The 17,632-nt window shown below is 71.7% G+C and carries 17 protein-coding genes and 2 pseudogenes; 7 read left to right on the forward strand and 12 right to left on the reverse strand.

Annotated elements, in window-relative coordinates; genetic code table 11:
• Positions 1–8: 8 nt before the first annotated feature.
• Together HFP48_RS31510 and HFP48_RS31515 are read left to right on the forward strand one after the other, a co-directional pair.
• A pseudogene (locus HFP48_RS31510) lies at positions 9–359 on the forward strand (FKBP-type peptidyl-prolyl cis-trans isomerase); the annotation flags it as partial.
• 3 nt (positions 360–362) lie between these two features.
• Positions 363–734 carry an FKBP-type peptidyl-prolyl cis-trans isomerase gene (locus tag HFP48_RS31515; protein WP_230304611.1) on the forward strand — a complete coding sequence of 124 codons (372 nt, stop codon included), beginning with the start codon at positions 363–365 and terminating at the stop codon, positions 732–734.
• A 77-nt stretch (positions 735–811) separates the two neighbouring features.
• Here the strand turns inward: HFP48_RS31515 and HFP48_RS06955 are convergent, their stop codons facing one another.
• The 4 genes from HFP48_RS06955 to HFP48_RS06970 form a co-directional block, all read right to left on the reverse strand.
• The gene (locus HFP48_RS06955; RefSeq protein WP_029541836.1) at positions 812–1,099 is read right to left on the reverse strand and encodes a hypothetical protein; all 288 of its coding nucleotides are present in this window, start codon (positions 1,097–1,099) and stop codon (positions 812–814) included.
• A gap of 88 nt (positions 1,100–1,187) precedes the next feature.
• The gene (locus tag HFP48_RS06960) at positions 1,188–2,516 is read right to left on the reverse strand and encodes a HAMP domain-containing sensor histidine kinase (protein ID WP_168579273.1); all 1,329 of its coding nucleotides are present in this window, start codon (positions 2,514–2,516) and stop codon (positions 1,188–1,190) included.
• Positions 2,513–3,208: a response regulator transcription factor gene (locus tag HFP48_RS06965; protein WP_006936087.1), complete on the reverse strand. Its 696-nt coding sequence runs from the start codon at positions 3,206–3,208 to the stop codon at positions 2,513–2,515. The genes HFP48_RS06960 and HFP48_RS06965 overlap by 4 nt, the downstream gene beginning before the upstream one ends.
• Positions 3,205–3,840, reverse strand: coding sequence for a TetR/AcrR family transcriptional regulator (locus HFP48_RS06970; RefSeq protein ID WP_006936086.1), 636 nt, complete (start codon positions 3,838–3,840; stop codon positions 3,205–3,207). Before HFP48_RS06970 ends, HFP48_RS06965 begins: the two co-directional genes overlap by 4 nt.
• A gap of 123 nt (positions 3,841–3,963) precedes the next feature.
• On the opposite strand from HFP48_RS06970, the gene HFP48_RS06975 reads away from it, so the two are divergent.
• Positions 3,964–5,763, forward strand: a complete 1,800-nt coding sequence (locus HFP48_RS06975; protein ID WP_168579274.1) for an acyl-CoA dehydrogenase — start codon at positions 3,964–3,966, stop codon at positions 5,761–5,763.
• Between the two features lie 32 nt (positions 5,764–5,795).
• On the opposite strand, the gene HFP48_RS06980 is transcribed toward HFP48_RS06975, so the two are convergent.
• Positions 5,796–6,383 carry a dihydrofolate reductase family protein gene (locus HFP48_RS06980; RefSeq protein WP_161996940.1) on the reverse strand — a complete coding sequence of 196 codons (588 nt, stop codon included), beginning with the start codon at positions 6,381–6,383 and terminating at the stop codon, positions 5,796–5,798.
• Positions 6,384–6,465: 82 nt separating this feature from the next.
• Here HFP48_RS06980 and HFP48_RS06985 point away from each other — a divergent pair, with 82 nt between their 5' ends.
• The gene (locus HFP48_RS06985; RefSeq protein WP_168579275.1) at positions 6,466–7,080 is read left to right on the forward strand and encodes a TetR/AcrR family transcriptional regulator; all 615 of its coding nucleotides are present in this window, start codon (positions 6,466–6,468) and stop codon (positions 7,078–7,080) included.
• Here HFP48_RS06985 and HFP48_RS06990 read toward each other — a convergent pair.
• Positions 7,049–7,537: a CinA family protein gene (locus tag HFP48_RS06990; RefSeq protein WP_006936080.1), complete on the reverse strand. Its 489-nt coding sequence runs from the start codon at positions 7,535–7,537 to the stop codon at positions 7,049–7,051. The two genes, HFP48_RS06985 and HFP48_RS06990, sit on opposite strands and share 32 nt — an antisense overlap.
• An 80-nt stretch (positions 7,538–7,617) precedes the next feature.
• Between HFP48_RS06990 and HFP48_RS06995 the strand changes: the two genes are divergently transcribed.
• A complete protein-coding gene (locus HFP48_RS06995) occupies positions 7,618–8,673 on the forward strand; it encodes a YbdK family carboxylate-amine ligase (protein ID WP_168579276.1) in 1,056 nt (351 codons plus the stop codon).
• Here the strand turns inward: HFP48_RS06995 and HFP48_RS07000 are convergent.
• Both HFP48_RS07000 and HFP48_RS07005 read right to left on the reverse strand, forming a co-directional pair.
• Positions 8,645–9,400 (reverse strand): pyrimidine reductase family protein, encoded by a 756-nt coding sequence (locus HFP48_RS07000; protein WP_006936076.1) that lies wholly within the window; start codon positions 9,398–9,400, stop codon positions 8,645–8,647. The two genes, HFP48_RS06995 and HFP48_RS07000, sit on opposite strands and share 29 nt — an antisense overlap.
• A gap of 37 nt (positions 9,401–9,437) precedes the next feature.
• Positions 9,438–9,931: pseudogene (locus HFP48_RS07005) on the reverse strand (flavin reductase family protein).
• 83 nt (positions 9,932–10,014) lie between these two features.
• Here HFP48_RS07005 and HFP48_RS07010 point away from each other — a divergent pair.
• A complete protein-coding gene (locus HFP48_RS07010) occupies positions 10,015–11,568 on the forward strand; it encodes a YhjD/YihY/BrkB family envelope integrity protein (protein WP_006936072.1) in 1,554 nt (517 codons plus the stop codon).
• A complete protein-coding gene (locus tag HFP48_RS07015) occupies positions 11,565–11,870 on the forward strand; it encodes a DUF3618 domain-containing protein (protein WP_006936071.1) in 306 nt (101 codons plus the stop codon). Before HFP48_RS07010 ends, HFP48_RS07015 begins: the two co-directional genes overlap by 4 nt.
• A gap of 91 nt (positions 11,871–11,961) precedes the next feature.
• Here the strand turns inward: HFP48_RS07015 and HFP48_RS07020 are convergent, their stop codons facing one another.
• The 4 genes from HFP48_RS07020 to HFP48_RS07035 form a co-directional block, all read right to left on the reverse strand.
• Positions 11,962–13,854 (reverse strand): propionyl-CoA synthetase, encoded by a 1,893-nt coding sequence (locus tag HFP48_RS07020; protein WP_168579277.1) that lies wholly within the window; start codon positions 13,852–13,854, stop codon positions 11,962–11,964.
• A 127-nt stretch (positions 13,855–13,981) separates the two neighbouring features.
• Complete coding sequence (locus HFP48_RS07025) at positions 13,982–15,484, reverse strand: carboxyl transferase domain-containing protein (protein ID WP_029541857.1); 1,503 nt, start codon at positions 15,482–15,484, stop codon at positions 13,982–13,984.
• 61 nt (positions 15,485–15,545) lie between these two features.
• The gene (locus HFP48_RS07030) at positions 15,546–16,736 is read right to left on the reverse strand and encodes an ABC transporter permease (protein WP_168579278.1); all 1,191 of its coding nucleotides are present in this window, start codon (positions 16,734–16,736) and stop codon (positions 15,546–15,548) included.
• Positions 16,733–17,623 carry an ATP-binding cassette domain-containing protein gene (locus HFP48_RS07035; protein ID WP_029541864.1) on the reverse strand — a complete coding sequence of 297 codons (891 nt, stop codon included), beginning with the start codon at positions 17,621–17,623 and terminating at the stop codon, positions 16,733–16,735. The genes HFP48_RS07030 and HFP48_RS07035 overlap by 4 nt, the downstream gene beginning before the upstream one ends.
• Between the last annotated feature and the right edge of the window lie 9 nt (positions 17,624–17,632).

Raw genomic sequence — 17,632 nt, forward strand, 5'->3', positions numbered from 1 at the left:
ACCGATACATGAGCAGCAAGCCCGAGATCGAGTTCCAGGAGGGTCCCGCCCCGACCGGCCTGGTGGTCAAGGACCTCACCGTCGGCGAGGGCGCCGAGGCGACGCCCGGAGCCAAGGTCGAGGTCCACTACGTCGGCGTCGAGTTCGACTCCGGCGAGGAGTTCGATTCGTCGTGGAGCCGCGGCGAATCCATCACCTTCCCGCTCAGCGGCCTGATCGCCGGCTGGCAGGAGGGCATCCCCGGCATGCGCGTCGGTGGCCGCCGGCAGCTGACGATCCCGCCGGAGATGGCGTACGGCCCGGCCGGCTCGGGTCACCGTCTCGCCGGCAAGACCCTGGTCTTCGTCATCGACCTGCTCGGGGTGGAGGCCAAGCCCGAGGTGCCGGAGATCGAGCCGGCGACCGGCCCGGCTCCCGCCGAGCTCGTGATCGAGGACATCACCGTCGGGGACGGGACCGAGGCGCAGCCCGGGTCGGTCGTCGACGTGCACTACCACGGCGTCGAGTACGACACGAACGAGGTGTTCGACTCCTCGTTCGCCCGCGGCGAGTCCGTCAAGTTCCCGCTCGGCCGGCTCATCCCCGGCTGGCAGGAGGGCATCCCCGGCATGAAGATCGGCGGTCGCCGCAAGCTGACGGTGCCCCCGCAGCTCGCCTACGGCCCGGCCGGGTCCGGGCACCCGCTCGGCGGCAAGACCCTGGTCTTCGTCATCGACCTCCTCGGCACCGAGTAGGTCCCGCCCACGGCCGGAGCCCCGCATCGCCTGTCGCGATGCGGGGCTCCGTCGCATGCGGGGGATTCCCGCGGGAGTCAGTGCCGGACGAAGGGGGTGGGGGCGATGTCGCCGCTGTCGAGGAAGTGCCACTGGTCGTCGCTGCGGCAGATCCGCCCCTCGAACCGGGAGCCGTGGTTGCGGAACTCGGTGCGCTGGAAGTTGCCGTTCCTGTCGAAATGCGTGATGGCGCAACCGCGGTCGTGACGGTCGCGGCGGTCGTGGTCGTCGCGGTGGTCCGAGGACGCGGCTGCGGTCCCGGCACCGCCGAGGACCGGCAGGACGATCAGCGCGGCGGTGACGATCAGCTTGCGGCTCTTCGACATTCGGATCTCCTGGGATCGGTGGAGGGGCTGCCTACGATCCTGCGCCCGCCCCGTCCCGCGTCGTAGTGACCCGAGGGGTGGAAAACGTTCACCCCGCCGATCCGGCGAGCCGCACCGTCAGCCGGGTCCCGCCGAGCGGGCTCGCCTCCAGCTGCGCCGCGCCGCCGTGCAGCGCCGCCTGCTGCGCCACCAGCGCCAGCCCCAGCCCGGAGCCGCCCCTGGCGGCGCCGCTGCCCCGGCGGAACCGCTCGAACACCACGCCGCGCTCGTCGGCGGGCACCCCGCGGCCGTCGTCGTCGACGGTGAGCACGGTGTCGGTGCCGTCGGCGGTGACCGCCAGCCGGATCCGGCGGGCGTGGCCGTGCCGCACCGAGTTCGCCACGGCGTTGTCGACGACGAGCCGCAGTCCGCTCGGCAGCGCCCGGATCTCGCGTCCCGTCTCGCCGACCACCTCGATCTGCACGCCGGGATGCCGGCTCATCGCATCGGCGGCCGCGGCGTCACAGATCTCCACCGGGTCGGTGGGCACGAAGTCCCGGGAGGTGGACAGGTCGCCGCGGGCGAGCCGCTCGAGGTCGGCGAGAGTGGACTCGACGCGGCTCTGCGTCCGGGTGAGGTCGGCGAGGATCTGGGTGCGCTCCTCGACGCTCAGGACGTCGCCGGTCGCGTCCAGGGTGGAGAGCACCTCGAGGTCGGTGCGCATGGCGGTCAGCGGGGTCCGCAGCTCGTGGGCGGCGGCAGCCGCGAAGTCCCGCGCCGTGGCGAGGGCGGCGTCGGTGGCGGCCTGGGCGCGGGCGACGTCGCTGAGCATGTCGCCGGCCGCGGCGGCGAGCTCGTCGGCCTCGCGGATGCCGGAGCGCCGCGGCGCGAGCGTCGGTTCGCGGGCCACGATCCGGCGCGTGAGGTCCACCAGGGGACGCACGGCCCGCCCGCCGAACACCCAGCCGAGGGCCGTGGCGACCGCGACGGCGATCGCACCGGCGACGGCGAGCTGCCGGTGCTGCTCGGTCGTGATGTCCTGCGCCTCGGCGTAGGGCACGGCGACGGACAGGAGCGAGGGCACCCGGTCGGTCGGCGCGGTGTACGTCCGGTAGGCGGTGCCGCCGAGGTCGACGGTGTGGGCGCCGGGGGAGAGGACCGGCAGTTCGGTCGGGGTGCTGCTGAGCAACCGCCCGGACTCGGTGCGGATGGTGACGGCGAAGGCGCCGGCGTCGCCCAGGGCGGGCAGGAACAGACCGGCGGTGCCGGCGTTGGCGACCAGCACCTGTGTCGCCGTCTCGAGGCGGCGGTCGAGCTGCGCGAGGTTGTTCCGGGTGATTGCCAGCGCGACGAGCACGCCCAGGACCGCGACGACGAGCGTGGTGCCGAGCGCCGTGGCCGCGGCGACCCGTGCACGCAGCGAGAAACGGTGTGTCACGCCTGATCCCGCAACACGAAGCCCACCCCGCGCACGGTGTGCACCAGCCGTGGCCGCCCGCCGGCCTCGAGCTTGCGGCGCAGGTAGCCGACGAACACGTCGACGACGTTGGTGTCTGCGTCGAAGTCGTAGCCCCACACCAGGGTCAGCAGGCGGTCGCGGCTCAGGACGATGCCCGCGTTGCGGGCGAGCACCTCGAGCAGTTCGAACTCGCGCTTGGTCAGCTCCACGTCGCTGCCGTCGATGCGCACCCGGCGGCCCGCGGTGTCGAGTTCGAGCCCGCCGACCCGGACGACGGAGCCGGCGCCGGGAGCGCCCGGCACGCTGCGCCGCAGCATCGCCCGGATCCGCGCGACGAGCTCGGCGAGCACGAACGGCTTCGTCAGGTAGTCGTCGGCGCCGCACTCGAGCCCGGCGATGCGGTCGTCGACGGTGCTGCGCGCGCTGAGCACGCAGATCGGGATGTCGTGACCGCCGGCGCGCAGGGCGGTGACCACGCCGGTGCCGTCGAGGACCGGCATGTTCATGTCGAGCACCATCGCATCGGGGCGGTGCCGGGCGACGACGTCGAGCGCCTGGGTGCCGCTCGCGGCGGTGAGCACGTCGAACCCCGACAGGCGCAGCCCGCGCTGCAGGGAGGCGAGGACGTCCTCGTCGTCGTCGACGACGAGGACGGTGGCTGGCTCGGTCACCCCTGCATTGTGCCCGCGCCGAGCATGCCGAGGACGAGCTCGACGTAGTTGCCCGCGAGCGTGTCGACGTCGATACGGCCCGGCTGGTACCAGCGAGCGACGTCGATGCCGAGGGACAGGATCGCCAGGGCGGTGGTCGGCACGTCGCGGACGGTGAACACCCCGGCCGCGATGCCGTTCTCGATCTCGGCGCGGATCACGGCGTCGGTGTCGCGGCGGATCGCGGCGATCGTCCGGTAATGCTCCGGGGTGAGGGCGTGCAGTTCGTACTGCGCCACCCGGCAGACGGTGTGGTGCACGGCGTGGGTGCGCACGAAGCCGTCCACGATCGCGCGCATCCGGTCGGCCGGCTCGGTGGCGGAGGCGGCCGCGGCGACGACGGCGTCGAGGACGTGCTGGTGCCCGATGCGGCTGGCCTCGAACAGCACCTCTTCCTTGGACTTGAAGTGCACGTACAGTGCGGCCGGGCTCAGGCCTGCGCCGACGGAGATGTCACGGGTGGTGGTGGCGTGGTAGCCGCGACGGGCGAAGGACTCCACGGCCGAGCCGATGAGACGACGCGCGACGTCGGATTCGACCTCGGTGAAGATGCCGGTGAGGTCGTCCCGGTCGGTGATGGGCGTGTCGATCATGCTGGGGTCTCTCCGTCGCCGTGCTGGTCCGTTGACATCATGCACCGTCGTTGCTGTACTAAGTGAGCGCTTAGTGAATCTGTGGCCGCTGAGTGAATCCGTGGCACTGTGAAAGGAACCTCCATGCCCGCTCCCGTCCTGTCCCGGCGTGACCTCGACTTCCTGCTCTACGAGTGGCTGAACGTCGAGTCCCTCACCGCGCGGACGCGGTTCGCCGAGCACTCACGGGAGACGTTCGACGCCGTCCTCGACCTCAGTGCGGACATGGCCACCAAGCACTTCGCGCCGCACAACAAGAAGGCGGATGCCCAGGAGCCGCGGATCGGCGACGACGGCAAGGTCGAGATCATCCCCGAGGTCAAGGCGGCGCTGGAGCTGTTCGCCAAGGCCGGGCTCATCGGGTCCTCGTTCGACGAGGAACTCGGCGGCATGCAGCTGCCGGTCACCGTGCTGCGTGCGGCGATGGCCTGGTTCCAGGCCGCGAACGCCGGCACCTCGTCCTACCCGTTCCTCACCGTCGGCAACGCCAACCTCATCGCCACCCACGGCAGCGAGGAGCAGATCGCCACGTACGTGCCGTCCCTGCTCGAGGGCCGGTTCTTCGGCACCATGTGCCTGTCCGAGCCGCAGGCCGGATCGTCGCTGGCGGACATCACCACCAAGGCCGTGCCGCAGGACGACGGCAGCTACCGGCTCACCGGCACCAAGATGTGGATCTCCGGCGGCGACCACGAGCTGTCCGAGAACATCGTCCATCTCGTGCTGGCGAAGATTCCCGGTGGTCCGGCGGGGGTCAAGGGCATCTCGCTGTTCATCGTCCCGAAGATCCTCGTCGGCGGGGACGGGCAGCTCGGCGAGCGCAACGACGTCGCCCTCGTCGGTCTCAACCACAAGATGGGCAACCGCGGCACCACCAACACGCTGCTGAACTTCGGCGACGGCACCTTCACCCCCGGCGGTCGCGCCGGCGCCGTCGGCTACCTGCTCGGCGAGCCGCACAATGGCCTGGCGTACATGTTCCACATGATGAACGAGGCCCGCATCGGCGTCGGGTTCCTCGCCACGTCGCTCGGCTACGCCGGCTACCTGCAGTCCCTCGAGTACGCCCGCACCCGCACCCAGGGCCGCCCCCTCGGGGACAAGGACCCGTCGTCGCCGCCCGTGCCGCTGATCGAGCATGCCGACGTGCGCCGGATGCTGCTCGCGCAGAAGGCCTACGTCGAGGGCGCGCTGGCGCTGGGGCTGTACTGCTCGACGCTCGTCGACGAGCAGCAGACCGCCGAGGACGAGGAGGCCCGCACCCGCGCCGGGCTGCTGCTCGACATGCTCACCCCCGTCGCGAAGTCCTGGCCGTCGCAGTGGTGCCTCGAGGCGAACAGCCTGGCGATCCAGGTGCACGGGGGCTACGGCTACACCCGCGAATTCGACGTCGAGCAGTTCTACCGGGACAACCGCCTCAACCCCATTCACGAGGGTACGCACGGCATCCAGGGGCTGGACCTGCTCGGGCGCAAGGTGGTCATGCAGGGCGGGGCGGGGCTGGCGCTGCTCGGCGAGACGATCGGGCGGACCGTCGCGCGGGCCGTCGACGCCGGGGGCGACGCGGCCCGCTACGCCGGGCAGCTGCAGGCGGCGGTGACGCGTGTCGCGGCGACCACCGCACGGCTGTGGTCGACCGGCGATCCCGAGGTGGCGCTGGCGAATTCGTCGGTGTATCTCGAGGCCGTCGGGCATGTGATCGTCGCGTGGATGTGGCTCGAACAGCTCCTCGCGGCCGGGACCCGGGAGGGCGGCTTCTACGACGGCAAGCGTGCCGCCGCCCGGTACTTCTTCGCGTTCGAACTGCCGAAGACGGGTCCGCAGTTCGACCTGCTCGACAGCCTGGACCGGACCACGCTCGACACCGATCCCGCCTGGCTCTAGGCGGCTGCGCCGCCGGTGTGTCCTTTGGGCGGTCAGGGCCGCCCAAAGGACACACCGGACGCGAAGCGGCACACCGTGACGCCGCTGTCGAAGGTCTTCGTCTCGAGCCGGGTGAAGCGGTGCGGCTCGAACCCGCGGCGGAACAACGGGATTCCGTCGCCGACGACGATCGGGTTCACCTTCAGCACCAGTTCGTCGATCTCGGGCAACAGCGCCCCGGCGAGCGAGCCCCCGCCGCACAGCCAGATTCCCAGTCCCTCCTGGCGTTTGAGGTCGCGGACGTACTCGAGCGGATCGGTGGCCACGAGCGTGACCGTCTCGTCCGGCGCCTGGGTCATCGTCGTCGTGAACACGTACTGCCGCAGGTGCGGGTACGCGCTCGTCAGCCCGGCGTCGCGGGCGGGCTCCCACGTGCGCCGGCCCATCACGACAGCGTCGAAGTGCTTCGGTGGTCCTTCGATTCCGAGGGGTCCGCGGGCGTGGACCGGAAACGTCTCCGGAAACTCCCGCAGGAGGTATCCCATGTGGTCGCCCTCGACCGGGAAGAAGTCGAACCCGCCGGCCGGGTCGGCGACGAAGCCGTCGAGCGTGGTCGCGACGTAGTAGGTCAGTTTTCGCACGAAGGGCTCCTCGGATCGTCGACTACAACACCTGTGGTGGTCAAACTACAACAGGTGTTGTAGTCGATGCTAGAGTTTTTTCATGGCAGCGAATCCGGAGCGCCGAGCACAGCTCGCGGATGCCGGCCTGCGCGTGCTCGGCGCGGACGGCGCCCGCAAGCTGACCCACCGCGCCGTCGACCGGGAGGCAGGAGTGCCCCTGGGCACCTGCGCGAACTACTTTCCGACGCGGGACGAACTGCTCGGCGCCCTCGGTGCGCGCATCTTCGAGCGGCTCGCCCCCGACCCGGACCGGCTCGAGGCGCTCGCCGGCCGGACCCCGAGCGTCGACCTCTACATCGACTACATGCGATACCTCGTCGAGCGCACCACCGCCCAGCCGGACCTGACCGTCGCCCTGATGGAACTGCGCCTCGAGTCCCGCAGAAGCCCGGGACTCGCCGAGGTGCTCGGCGCGACGCTCTCCCGCAACTACCGGCTCGACGTCGAATTCAACGACGCCGCACAGTTACCCGCCACCGCGCTCGAGGTCGCCCTGCTGCACTACGCGATCGACGGGCTGCTGCTGGACCTGCTCACCACCTCCATCGGTGCCGACGCCACACCCGACGAACTCGTCACCGAACTCGTCACCCGACTGCTCGGCCGGGCGGGCACCGGCCCGCTCAGCTCGCCGCGCGATCCGCGAGCAGAGTGAGCGCGTGAAAGACCGTTTCGGCCAGCACGTCCTCGGGCTCCCCCGGGAAGAACTTCTCCTCGGCGTGCGTCGGCCCGCGCCCGGCCACGGCGAACCACACCGTGCCCGGCTCCTGCCCGTCCTGGCTGTCCGGGCCGCCCGCCCCGGTCACCGCCACCGCGAGGTCGGCGCCGAGCAGTTCGACCGTCGACTCGGCCATGGCGCGCGCCGCCGCCTCGCAGACCACCGGGCCCTCCGGCACCCGCAGCAGCGAGTGCTTCACGGCCCGGGAATAGGCGACGATGCCGCCCCGGAACCACCCTGCGCTGCCCGGCGCGGCGCCCAGCCGGGCGGCCAGGGCGCCGGAGGTGAGCGACTCCGCGCACGCGACGGTCAGGTCGCGGTCGGCGGCGAGCTCGCCGATCCGCTCGGCCGTCGCGCTGGACCGTGCGGATCCTTCGGGAACGTCGTCGGGCATGGGGAACTCCTTCCGCCGGATGCTGTCCGGACTCTACCGGCCGGCGTGTCGCCGCCGGCGGCAACGGGTAGCCCGCAACCATGAACCCCGAAACCTCCGGCGCGGCGCCGGGCGACGGCGTCACCATGGGCGTGGAGGAGGAATTCCTCCTCGTCGACCCGGCGACGGGTCACCCCGCGCCGGGGTTCGACGCGGTGTGCGGCCGGCTTCCGGGGGTGCCCGGGGTGACGTTCGTCGGCGAACTGCACCCGACCCAGATCGAGGCCGTGGGCGGGGTGTGCCGGACCCTCGCGGAGCTGCGGACCCGGCTGACCTCGTCCCGCTCCGCCCTCGACGCCGAAGCCCGCCGATGCGGGCTGCGGGTCGCCGCCGTCGGGGTCCCCGAGTCCGACGCCGGACCCGGCACCCTCGTCGCGGCGGGTCGGCGGGCCGCCATCGCCGAGCGGTACCGCGCGCTGGTCGACGACTACCACGCCTGCGGCTGCCACGTGCACGTCGGCGTCGCCGACCGCGACACCGCGGCCGCCGTGGTGAACCACCTGACCCCGTGGCTGCCCACGCTCGTCGCGCTCGGCGCCAACTCCCCGCGGCACGGCGGCCGCGACACGGGCTACGCGAGCTGGCGCATCGTGCAGCAGAGCCGGTTTCCCGGCTTCGGTCTGCCCCCGTACCTGCGTTCGGCGCAGCACGCCGCCGCTCTCGTCGCCCGCCTGGTCGACGCCGGGGTGCTGCTCGACTCCCGGATGACGTTCTGGCTCGCCCGGCCGTCGGTCCACGTGCCGACGGTGGAGATCCGCGCGGCCGACACCGCCCCAACGGTCGACGGCACGGTCCTGCAGGCGGCCCTGGGCCGGGGCCTGGTCGGCGCCGCTCTCGACGATCTGCGCCGTGGCGTCGAGGTGCGGCCGGTCGAGCCGGACCTCGGTGCGGCGGCGGTGTGGAGCGCCGCCCGGTACGGTCTCGACGGCCCGGCGGTGGACGTGCACACCGGCACCCGGATCCCGGCCCGGGACATGCTCGCCCGCCTGCTGGACCGCGTCGCGCCGACGCTGCGGGCGCACGGCGATCTCGACGTGGTGCAGAAGCTCCTGGCGGGGCCCCGCCCCGTCACCGCTCCCCGCGTATCCACCGGGTGAGGACCGTGCCGTCGTCGTCGGCGAGGACGTGGGCGGGCCGCATCGACGTCACCGCCGTCTGCGGGGCGGTGGCGATGCGTCCCTCCGGACCTGCGGCGAGCAGCGGCGCCAGCGTGAGGCACAGGTCGTCGACCACGCCGTCGGCGATCAGCTGACCGAACAGCCGCGGCCCGCCCTCGCACAGCGCGCGGGTCCAGCCCGCCGCGGCCAGCGCGTCGCGCACCGCGTGCCCGTCGATCGAATGCTCGGCGATCACCCGCACGTCCGCGCCGGCGGCGGCGAGAGAGCGACGACGGGTCCCGGGCGCGGTCTCGCACGTGAGGACGACCGGCGCGACGGTGGTGTCGGTGAACAACCGGCACCCGGGGTCCAGGTGGCATGTGGCGGTGACGACCGCGACGGGCGGCACCTCGCTCAGGCCCGCCTCGAGGCGCCGCTCCCGCAGCGCCGCGCTGGTGCGGGCACCGCCGTAGTTCTCGCCGCGTGCCGTGCCCGCGCCCACGACGATCACGTCGGCCAGGCCCCGCAGCAGCCCGAACACCTTCTTGTCCGACGGCGTGCCGAGCCCACCCGAGCGGCCCTCCACGGCGACGGCCCCGTCGAGGGAGGAGACGAAGTTGACCCGGATCCACGGCGACCGCAGATCGGCCGGATACGCGTAGAGGGCCCGCAGTTCGTCGTCGTCGAGCGGACGGGCCGGGCAGGTCGGATCGTCGAGGCGCCGCATCGCTCGATCACACCACGCGTCGCGGCGCCGTGGGGAATCAGGGCGCGTGCCCGGCGTCGAGGTCACGGACGTCGCCGTGCCGGATCACGTCGTTCAGTTCGCCGTGGCACTCCCCGCCGTCCGGGTCGAGCAGGAATCCGACGTGGTCGCCCAGCGCGGCCCGGCCGACGACGCGTCCGATGAACCACGCCGGGACGCCGTCGAGGACGGGCAGGCCGTGCGGGCCGTCGTGCCACGCGCATCGCGAGAACTTGTCCACCTCGTCGCCCGTCTCGCCGCCGAACAGGCGAGCCAGGGGGAGCTGGTCCCGTCCCAGTACGTGGACGACGAGATGCTCGGCGGCGGTGGCCACCCGGAAGGTGCGGTTCGAGGTGGACAACCCCACAGGAACCGGGGTGGGTCGATGCTGGCCTGGGTGGCGAACCCCACCAGGCACCCGGTGCGCTCCTCGAGGACCCGGGTGGTGACGACGAACACCGGTTGATCCAGGCGGCCGACGATCGAATGGAACACCGTGTGTGCACTCGTCATGCCTTCATTCCTACGCCGCTCGGCCTCCTGTTCCGGCCGGTTGCGGCGTTTGGTCCCCACCGTGTACGGGTAATCGCGGCAACATGACGGCCAAACACGGCGACCCCGACGTGGCGGAGGACTTCCCGCGACCGGACGATTCTCGCAAACCCGACTCGCCGACCGACCTGACGAAACCGTCGTGGAAGTTCGTGCTGCGCAAGACCGCTCGCGAGTTCAGTCATGATCAGTGCACCGACCTCGCCGCCGCGCTGACGTACTACGCCGTGCTGTCCCTGTTTCCGGCGCTGCTCGTCGTCGTGTCCCTGCTCGGCGTGTTCGGCCAGGGACAGAGCACCGTGGACGCGGTGATGCAGATCGTCGAGGATCTCGGCCCGGCCACCGCCGTGGACACGCTCCGCGGCCCGGTCGAACAACTCGTGCAGGCGCCGGCGGCCGGGTTCGCGCTCGTCGTCGGTATCGCCGGTGCGCTGTGGTCGGCGTCGGGTTACGTCGGCGCGTTCGGCCGCGCCATGAACCGCATCTACGAGGTCGACGAGGGACGCCCCATCTGGAAGCTGCGGCCGTGGATGCTGCTCATCACCGCCCTCGCGCTGATCGCGATGGGCGCGACGGCCCTCATGCTCGTCGTGAGCGGTCCCGTGGCCCGGGCGATGGGGGACGTGATCGGGCTCGGCGAGACTGCGGTGACGGTCTGGAACATCGCGAAGTGGCCCGTGATCCTGATCCTGGTGATCATGATCGTCGCCGTGCTGTACTACGCGACGCCGAACGTGACGCAGCCGAAGTTCCGCTGGATCAGTGCGGGTGCCGCCATCGCGATCCTCGCGTGGATCGTGGCGTCGGTCGCGTTCGCGTTCTACGTCTCCAACTTCGGCAGTTACAACGAGACCTACGGCTCCCTCGCCGGCGCGATCGTGTTTCTCCTGTGGTTGTGGATCACCAACCTCGCGCTGCTGTTCGGCGCGGAGTTCGACGCCGAGCTCGAGCGTGGACGTCAGCTGCAGGCCGGCATCGAGGCGGAGGAGACGCTGCAGCTGCCGCCGCGGGACACCCGCAACATCGAGAAGAACGAGGAGAAGCGGCAAGAGGACATCGACCGCGGCCGTGAACTCCGCCTTGCGCACACCGCGTCGGCCCGCGAGGGCGCCGACGACGATGCGGAGGGCGACAGATCGGACCGAGACGTCGCACCACACCGAAAGGACTCGACGATGACCGCGTCCCCCGGCGGCACGCACAGTGCCACGGACCCCAGCGAACTGTCCACCGCGCAACTGATCGAGCGGCTCACCACCCAGGTGCCGACCCTGGTGCGCACCGAGGTCACCCACGCCCTCGACGAGGTGAAGGCCAAGGGCACCCGGATGGGCGTCGGCGTCGGCATCGCCGGTGCCGGGCTGATGCTGATCTACCTCGGCGTCGGCGCCCTCATCGCGACCGCGATCCTGGGGCTCGCCACCGTGCTCTCCCCGTGGCTGGCCGCGCTGATCGTCTCGTTGATCGTCCTGGCTGTCGGCGGCACCCTGGCCGCCGTCGGCAGGTCGCGGGCCAAGAACTCGGCCCCACCGGTACCGAGCGAGACGGCGGAAAGTATCCGCAAGGACGTGAACACCGTGAAGGAGCATGTGCGATGACCGGTCCCGACCCCGCACGCAACACCGAGGCCGCCGACGCGGTGCCCAGCGTCGAGCAGCAACGCGCCGAGCTCGCCGAGACGGTGGAGGCCCTCGCCCACAAGGTCGACGTCCCGGCCCGCGCGAAGTCGGCCGCCCAGGAGAAGGTGCACGAAGTCCAGGTGAAAGCGCAGGAACGTCCCCAGATCGTCGCGGCCGTCGTCGGCGGCATCGTCGCGGCCCTCGTCGTGGGCCGGGTGGCGCGCCGCCGCGGCAAGCGCAACGGCAAGCGCAAGGTGGTGCGCCGCCGCCGCAAGCACTGAGCGGGAGGTCTCCTTGTCGAGAGGGAGGTTGTTGCGGCATCGCCCGAAAGGGCTCCGCAACAACCTCCCTCTCGACGTTGCGAGCGGCGAGCTATCCGCGCAGTTGCTGCTCGAGCGCCTCGAGCACCGACGGGTCCTCGATCGTCGACGGCACGGTGTACTGCTCGTGGTCGGCGATCTGCCGCATCGTCTTGCGGAGGATCTTGCCGGAGCGGGTCTTCGGCAGCGCCTGCACCACGGTCACGTCACGGAATGTGGCGACCGCGCCGATCTGCTCGCGCACCATCGCCACGAGTTCCTGCCGCAGCGTCTCCGGGTCGATCTCGACGCCGGACTTGAGCACCACGTAACCGGACGGCCGCTGGCCCTTGAGCTCGTCGCGGATGCCGACGACCGCGCACTCGGCGACGGCCGGGTGCGACGCCACCACGGCCTCCATGCTTCCGGTCGAAAGCCGATGGCCGGCAACGTTGATGACGTCGTCGGACCGGCCGAGGACGAACACGTAGCCGTCCTCGTCGACGTAACCGGAATCGCCGGTGAGGTAGTAGCCCGGGAAGGTCTCCAGGTACGACCGCCGGTAGCGGTCCTCGTCCTGCCACAGCCCGGTCAGGGTGCCCGGGGGCAGCGGCAGAGCGATCACGATGTTGCCCTCGGTGCCGGCTTCGACGGGCTTGCCCTCGGCATCGACGATGTCGACGCGGTAGCCCGGTACCGGCACGGTGGGCGAGCCCGCCTTGATCGGCATGGGGTCCAGGCCGCGCAGGTTCGCGGCGATCGCCCAGCCGGTCTCGGTCTGCCACCAGTGGTCGACGACGGGCCGGTCGAGTACCTTCGTCGCCCACTCGTAGGTGTCCGGGTCGAGCCGCTCGCCCGCGGCGAAGAGCGTACGGAGGGAGGAGATGTCGTAGTTCTCCAGCTCCTTCGCCTCGGGGTCGGCCTTGCGGACGGCGCGGATCGCGGTGGGCGCGGTGAACAACGCGACGACGCTGTTCTCGTTGATGATCCGCCAGAACGCGCCGGCATCCGGTGTGCCCACCGGCTTGCCCTCGTACATGACGGTGGTCGCGCCGATCAGCAGCGGGCCGTAGACGATGTAGGAGTGGCCGACGACCCAGCCCACGTCGGACGCGGTCCACCACACGTCGCCGGGGGAGATGTCGTAGATGTTGCGCATCGACCAGGTCAGCGCCACCGCGTGCCCGCCGTTGTCGCGCACCACGCCCTTCGGCTTCCCCGTGGTGCCGGAGGTGTAGAGGATGTACAGCGGGTCGGTGGCCGCGACGGTGACCGGCCCGGCCGGGTCCGCGTCGGCGGTGAGCTCGTCCCAGTCGAACCACGTGGCGACGGAGGCCTTGTAGTCGGCGGCCGAGCCCGGGATCATCTCCCGGTTCTTGACGATCACGGTGTGCGGCGGGGTCTGCGACAGCGACAGTGCCTGCTCGACCATGGGCAGGTACTCGACGGTGCGGCCCGGCTCGAGGCCGCCGGAGGCGGTGACGAGCAGCACCGGCCGGGCGTCGTCGATGCGGGTGGCGAGTTCCTTGGCGGCGAAACCGCCGAACACCACCGAGTGCACGGCGCCGATGCGGGCGCACGCGAGCATCGCGATCGCGGCCTCCGGGATCATCGGCATGTAGATCACGACGCGGTCGCCGGCGACGACGCCCTGATCGCGCAGCACCCCGGCGAAGGCCGCGACCTCGTCCAGCAGTTCGGCGTAGGTGTAGGTGCGCTTGGCGGGGACCATCGCCGAATCCCAGATCAGGGCGGGCCGGTCGCCGTGCCCGGCCTGCACGTGCCGGTCGAGGGCGTTGAAGCTGGTGTTGAGCGTGCCGTCGGGGAACCAGCGGAACGACGGGGCCTGCGAGCCGTCGAGGGCGCGCGTCGGCGCGTTCACCCAGTCCACGGCGCGGGCCGCCTCGAGCCAGAACCCCTCGGGGTCCTCCACGCTCTGCCGGAAGGCCTCCGCGTACGAGCTCATCGATTCGCATCCTCTCTGACCACAGCCTGTGACGCTGACCACCCTATTCGAGAGCCCCCGGGGTGAGGCACTGCCCGTTCGGCCGGTGCGCCGGGCGGCGCCTCGGCGTCGGTGAGCGGGCACGCGGCTACCGGGGCAGCCCCAGCTTCCGGTAGCGCTCGAGCCGCCGCCGGTATCGCAGCGTCGGGTCCTGGCCGACGAGCACGCCGAGTTCGCGGGCGACGGCGGCACCGACACGCTTGGCGAACTCGGTGGGCTCCTCCGCGGCATCGGGGAACTCGGGGATCACACCGTCGACGACACCGTCGCGCAGCAGGTCGCGGGAGCGGATGCCCTGAGCCGCCGCCATCTGCGGGGCGTGGGTGGTGTCGCGGTGCACGATCGCGCTGGCGCCCTCGGGCGGCAGCGGGGCGAGCCAGCCGTTCTGCGCGCACAGCACCCGGTCGGCGGGCAGCAGCGCCAGCGCGCCACCGCCGGTGCCCTGCCCGAGGAGCACCGACACCGTGGGCGTCGGCAGGGTCACCAGGTCGGCCAGGCAGCGGGCGATCTCCGGTGCGAGTCCGCGTTCCTCGGCCTCCTTGGACAGCGAGGCGCCGAGCGTGTCGATCACCAGCACGAGGGGAAGGCGGAGTTCGTCGGCCAGCCGCATCGCGCGCCGCGCCTCGCGCAGCGCGCCCGGACCCATCGTCCGCGCTGCGGACTGCCCGCTGCGGTCCTGGCCGAACAGCACGCACGACGCGCCGCGGAACCGGGCGAGCGAGACCAGCACGGTGCGGTCGGACTCGCCCTGCCCGGTGCCGGACAGCGGGACCTGCGCGGCCGCGGCATGCCGCAGCAACTGCCGGATGCCGGGACGCTCCGTCCGGCGGGAGAGCATTACCGACTGCCACGCCGGCACGTCGGGCACGTCGTCGGCGGAGGTGACCGCGGGACCTGCAGACGCATCGATGACCGTCGGCTCGGTGAGCACGCGGAGCATCCGGTGCACGAGCTGGCGGACCCCGGCGAGCGGCACCACCCCGTCGATCACGCCCTTCTGGGACAGGTTCTCGGCGGTCTGCACGCCCTCCGGGAAGGCCTCGTGGTAGAGCGCCTGGTAGACGCGGGGGCCGAGAAAGCCGACGAGCGCGCCGGGTTCGGCGGCGGTGACGTGCCCGAGCGAACCCCACGACGCGAACACCCCGCCGGTGGTGGGGTTGCGCAGGTACACCAGATAGCCGAGGTGCGCGGCCTTGTGAGCGGTGACGGCCGCCGCGATCTTGACCATCTGCACGAACGCGAGGGTGCCCTCCTGCATCCGGGTGCCGCCGGACGTGGGGGAGGCCAGCAGCGGCAGCTTCTCGCGGGTGGCGCGTTCCACGGCGAGGACGATGCGCTCGGCCGCGGCCACCCCGATCGACCCGGCGAGAAAAGCGAACTCGCAGGCGATCACCGCGACGTGCCGGCCGTGCACGGTTCCGACGCCGGTGATCACGGACTCGTCGACGCCGGACTTCGCCGCCGCGGCCTCGAGCTCGGCGCGGTACTGCTCGTCGGGGTGCACGTCGACGGGGGCGGTGTCCCAGGAGTGGAAGCTGCCCGCGTCGAGCACGCTGTCGATGAACTCCTGCGCCGAGATCCTGAGGGCCATGGCACGACCCTAGCCGTGCGTCCTTCGGGCGCCTCCAGGCTCCCGAAGGACGCACCGGCGCCTACCGGCCGATCGCCTCCTTCCAGGTGACCACGCGGCCGATGCGCAGGATGGACCGGCGGTAGATCCGCGCCCCGACCACGCTCAGGGCGCCGGTCACGAGCAGCATCAGCACGATCGTGCCGACGATCTGCAGCGGGGTCGCCACGCCGGAGGCGATGCGCAGCGGCATCAGGATCGCCGAGAACGGCGGGATCCAGCTCAGCACGGTGCTCCACGTCGACTCGGGGTCGTCCACGGACGAGAAGGCCGCGAAGAACATCGCGACGATGAGCACCATCAGCGGGGACGCGGTGGCGTTCACGTCCTCCTGGCGCGACACCATCGAGCCGGCCGCGGCGTAGAGGACCGCGAAGAACGCGAACCCGAGGACGAACCAGCCCAGTGTGCCGGCGAGCGTGCCCAGGGCCGCGCCGGTAACGGTGAGTGTGCCGGTGGCGAGACCGGCCCCCACCCCGGCCACCCCGTACGCGGTGAGCTGCAGCAGACCCACCGCACCGATGCCGAGGATCTTGCCCCACAGCAACTGCAGCGGGCGCAGCGTCGACAGCAGCAGCTCCACCACGCGCGACGACTTCTCCTCGACCACGCCCATCGCCACGTACATCCCGAACATCATGATCTGCATGTAGAGCAACACGACCGCCGCGATCGCCAGGGTGGTGCGCTGCGCCTGCTCCGGGTCCGGCGGGTCGAGGGCCTCGACGGTCACGGTGGCGCGGGCGGTGTCCGCCGCCAGCGCGGACGGGTCGACGCCGCGCGCGGTGAGGGCGTCGACCTGCGCCTGCTGCGCGACGGCCGTGTCGATCGTCGCGCGCAGGGCCGGGTCGATCTCCGATTCGGCGACGGCGGTGACGGAACCCGCCGGGCCCGGGACCAGCGCGACGTCGAGCTCGCCGTCGCGTACCCGGTCGCGGCCGGTGCCGGCGTCCGGGATCTCCGTGACGTCGACCGGGCTGCCCGTGGCTTCTCCGACGGCGGTGACGGCGGCGCCGAGGGCCGGGTCGCCGACGACGCCGACGGTGGCGGGTTCGTCGTCGCCGGAGAACAGCGACACGGCGACGATGCCGCCGACGATCGCGAGCAGGATGATCGCGTTGCTGATCAGGAAGCTCTTCTTGCGGATCTGGGTGAGGAACTCACGGCGGGCCACCAGCGCGACGGCGCGGGCGGGACTCAACGGGGCGCTCACGCTGCGACCACCTCTCGGAACAGGTCGGTCAATGTCGGCCGACGAACGGAGAACTCGTGCACCGGGCCGGTGGCGAGCGCGGCCCGGAGGATCTGCTGGTCGTCGGCGCCGTTGCCGAGGACGAGGACGGTGCGCCCGCCGCCGTGCGCGACGGTGGTGACGCCGGGCAGCCCGGCGGCCCAGCCCTCGGGGGCCTGTGGGGCGTGCACCTCGAGCCGAGCCTCACCGTGGCCGCGCAGTTCGTCGACGGTGCCGACGGCGCGCATCGTTCCCTTGGAAATGATCCCGACACGGTGGCAGAGCCGTTGCACGAGATCGAGCTGGTGGCTCGAGAAGATCACCGGGACACCGGTTTCGGCCTTCTCCATCAGCACGTCGCTCATGACGTCGACGGCGACGGGGTCCAGGCCCGAGAACGGCTCGTCGAGGACCAGCACCCTCGGGTCGTGCACCAGGGCGGCCGCGAGCTGGACCCGCTGCTGGTTACCGAGGGAGAGCGCGTCGACGGCGTCGTCCACCCGCTCGGCGATGCCCAGCCGGCTCGTCCAGCGCGTCACGGCGGCATCGGCCTCGGAACGGGAGAGTCCGTGCAGCCGAGCGAGATACGACAGTTGCGCGCCGACCTGCATCTTGGGGTACAGCCCCCGTTCCTCCGGCATGTACCCGATGGTGCGGCGCACCTGGAGGTCGACGGGCCGGCCGTCGAGCCGGACCTCACCGGAGTCGGCGGCGAGCACCCCGAGGACGATCCGCATGGTGGTGGTCTTCCCGGCGCCGTTGCTGCCGACGAAGCCGAACAGCTCACCGGGCCGCACGTCGAAGGTGACGTCGTCGAGCGCGACGACGTCACCGTATCGTTTCGAGACACCGTTGATCGTGAGCGTCACGTTTCCTCC

It is taken from the genome of Rhodococcus sp. DMU1, from assembly GCF_012272955.1.
Lineage (GTDB): Bacteria > Actinomycetota > Actinomycetes > Mycobacteriales > Mycobacteriaceae > Rhodococcus > Rhodococcus aetherivorans.

Coding starts and splice junctions, on each gene's coding strand:
- HFP48_RS06985 (WP_168579275.1), top strand. CDS start 6,466: ATGGCAGCGAATCCGGAGCGCCGAGCACAGCTCGCGGATGCCGGCCTG.
- HFP48_RS06990 (WP_006936080.1), bottom strand. CDS start 7,537: ATGCCCGACGACGTTCCCGAAGGATCCGCACGGTCCAGCGCGACGGCC.
- HFP48_RS07010 (WP_006936072.1), top strand. CDS start 10,015: ATGACGGCCAAACACGGCGACCCCGACGTGGCGGAGGACTTCCCGCGA.
- HFP48_RS06970 (WP_006936086.1), bottom strand. CDS start 3,840: ATGATCGACACGCCCATCACCGACCGGGACGACCTCACCGGCATCTTC.
- HFP48_RS06955 (WP_029541836.1), bottom strand. CDS start 1,099: ATGTCGAAGAGCCGCAAGCTGATCGTCACCGCCGCGCTGATCGTCCTG.
- HFP48_RS07015 (WP_006936071.1), top strand. CDS start 11,565: ATGACCGGTCCCGACCCCGCACGCAACACCGAGGCCGCCGACGCGGTG.
- HFP48_RS06975 (WP_168579274.1), top strand. CDS start 3,964: ATGCCCGCTCCCGTCCTGTCCCGGCGTGACCTCGACTTCCTGCTCTAC.
- HFP48_RS07025 (WP_029541857.1), bottom strand. CDS start 15,484: ATGGCCCTCAGGATCTCGGCGCAGGAGTTCATCGACAGCGTGCTCGAC.
- HFP48_RS06995 (WP_168579276.1), top strand. CDS start 7,618: ATGAACCCCGAAACCTCCGGCGCGGCGCCGGGCGACGGCGTCACCATG.
- HFP48_RS07000 (WP_006936076.1), bottom strand. CDS start 9,400: ATGCGGCGCCTCGACGATCCGACCTGCCCGGCCCGTCCGCTCGACGAC.
- HFP48_RS07020 (WP_168579277.1), bottom strand. CDS start 13,854: ATGAGCTCGTACGCGGAGGCCTTCCGGCAGAGCGTGGAGGACCCCGAG.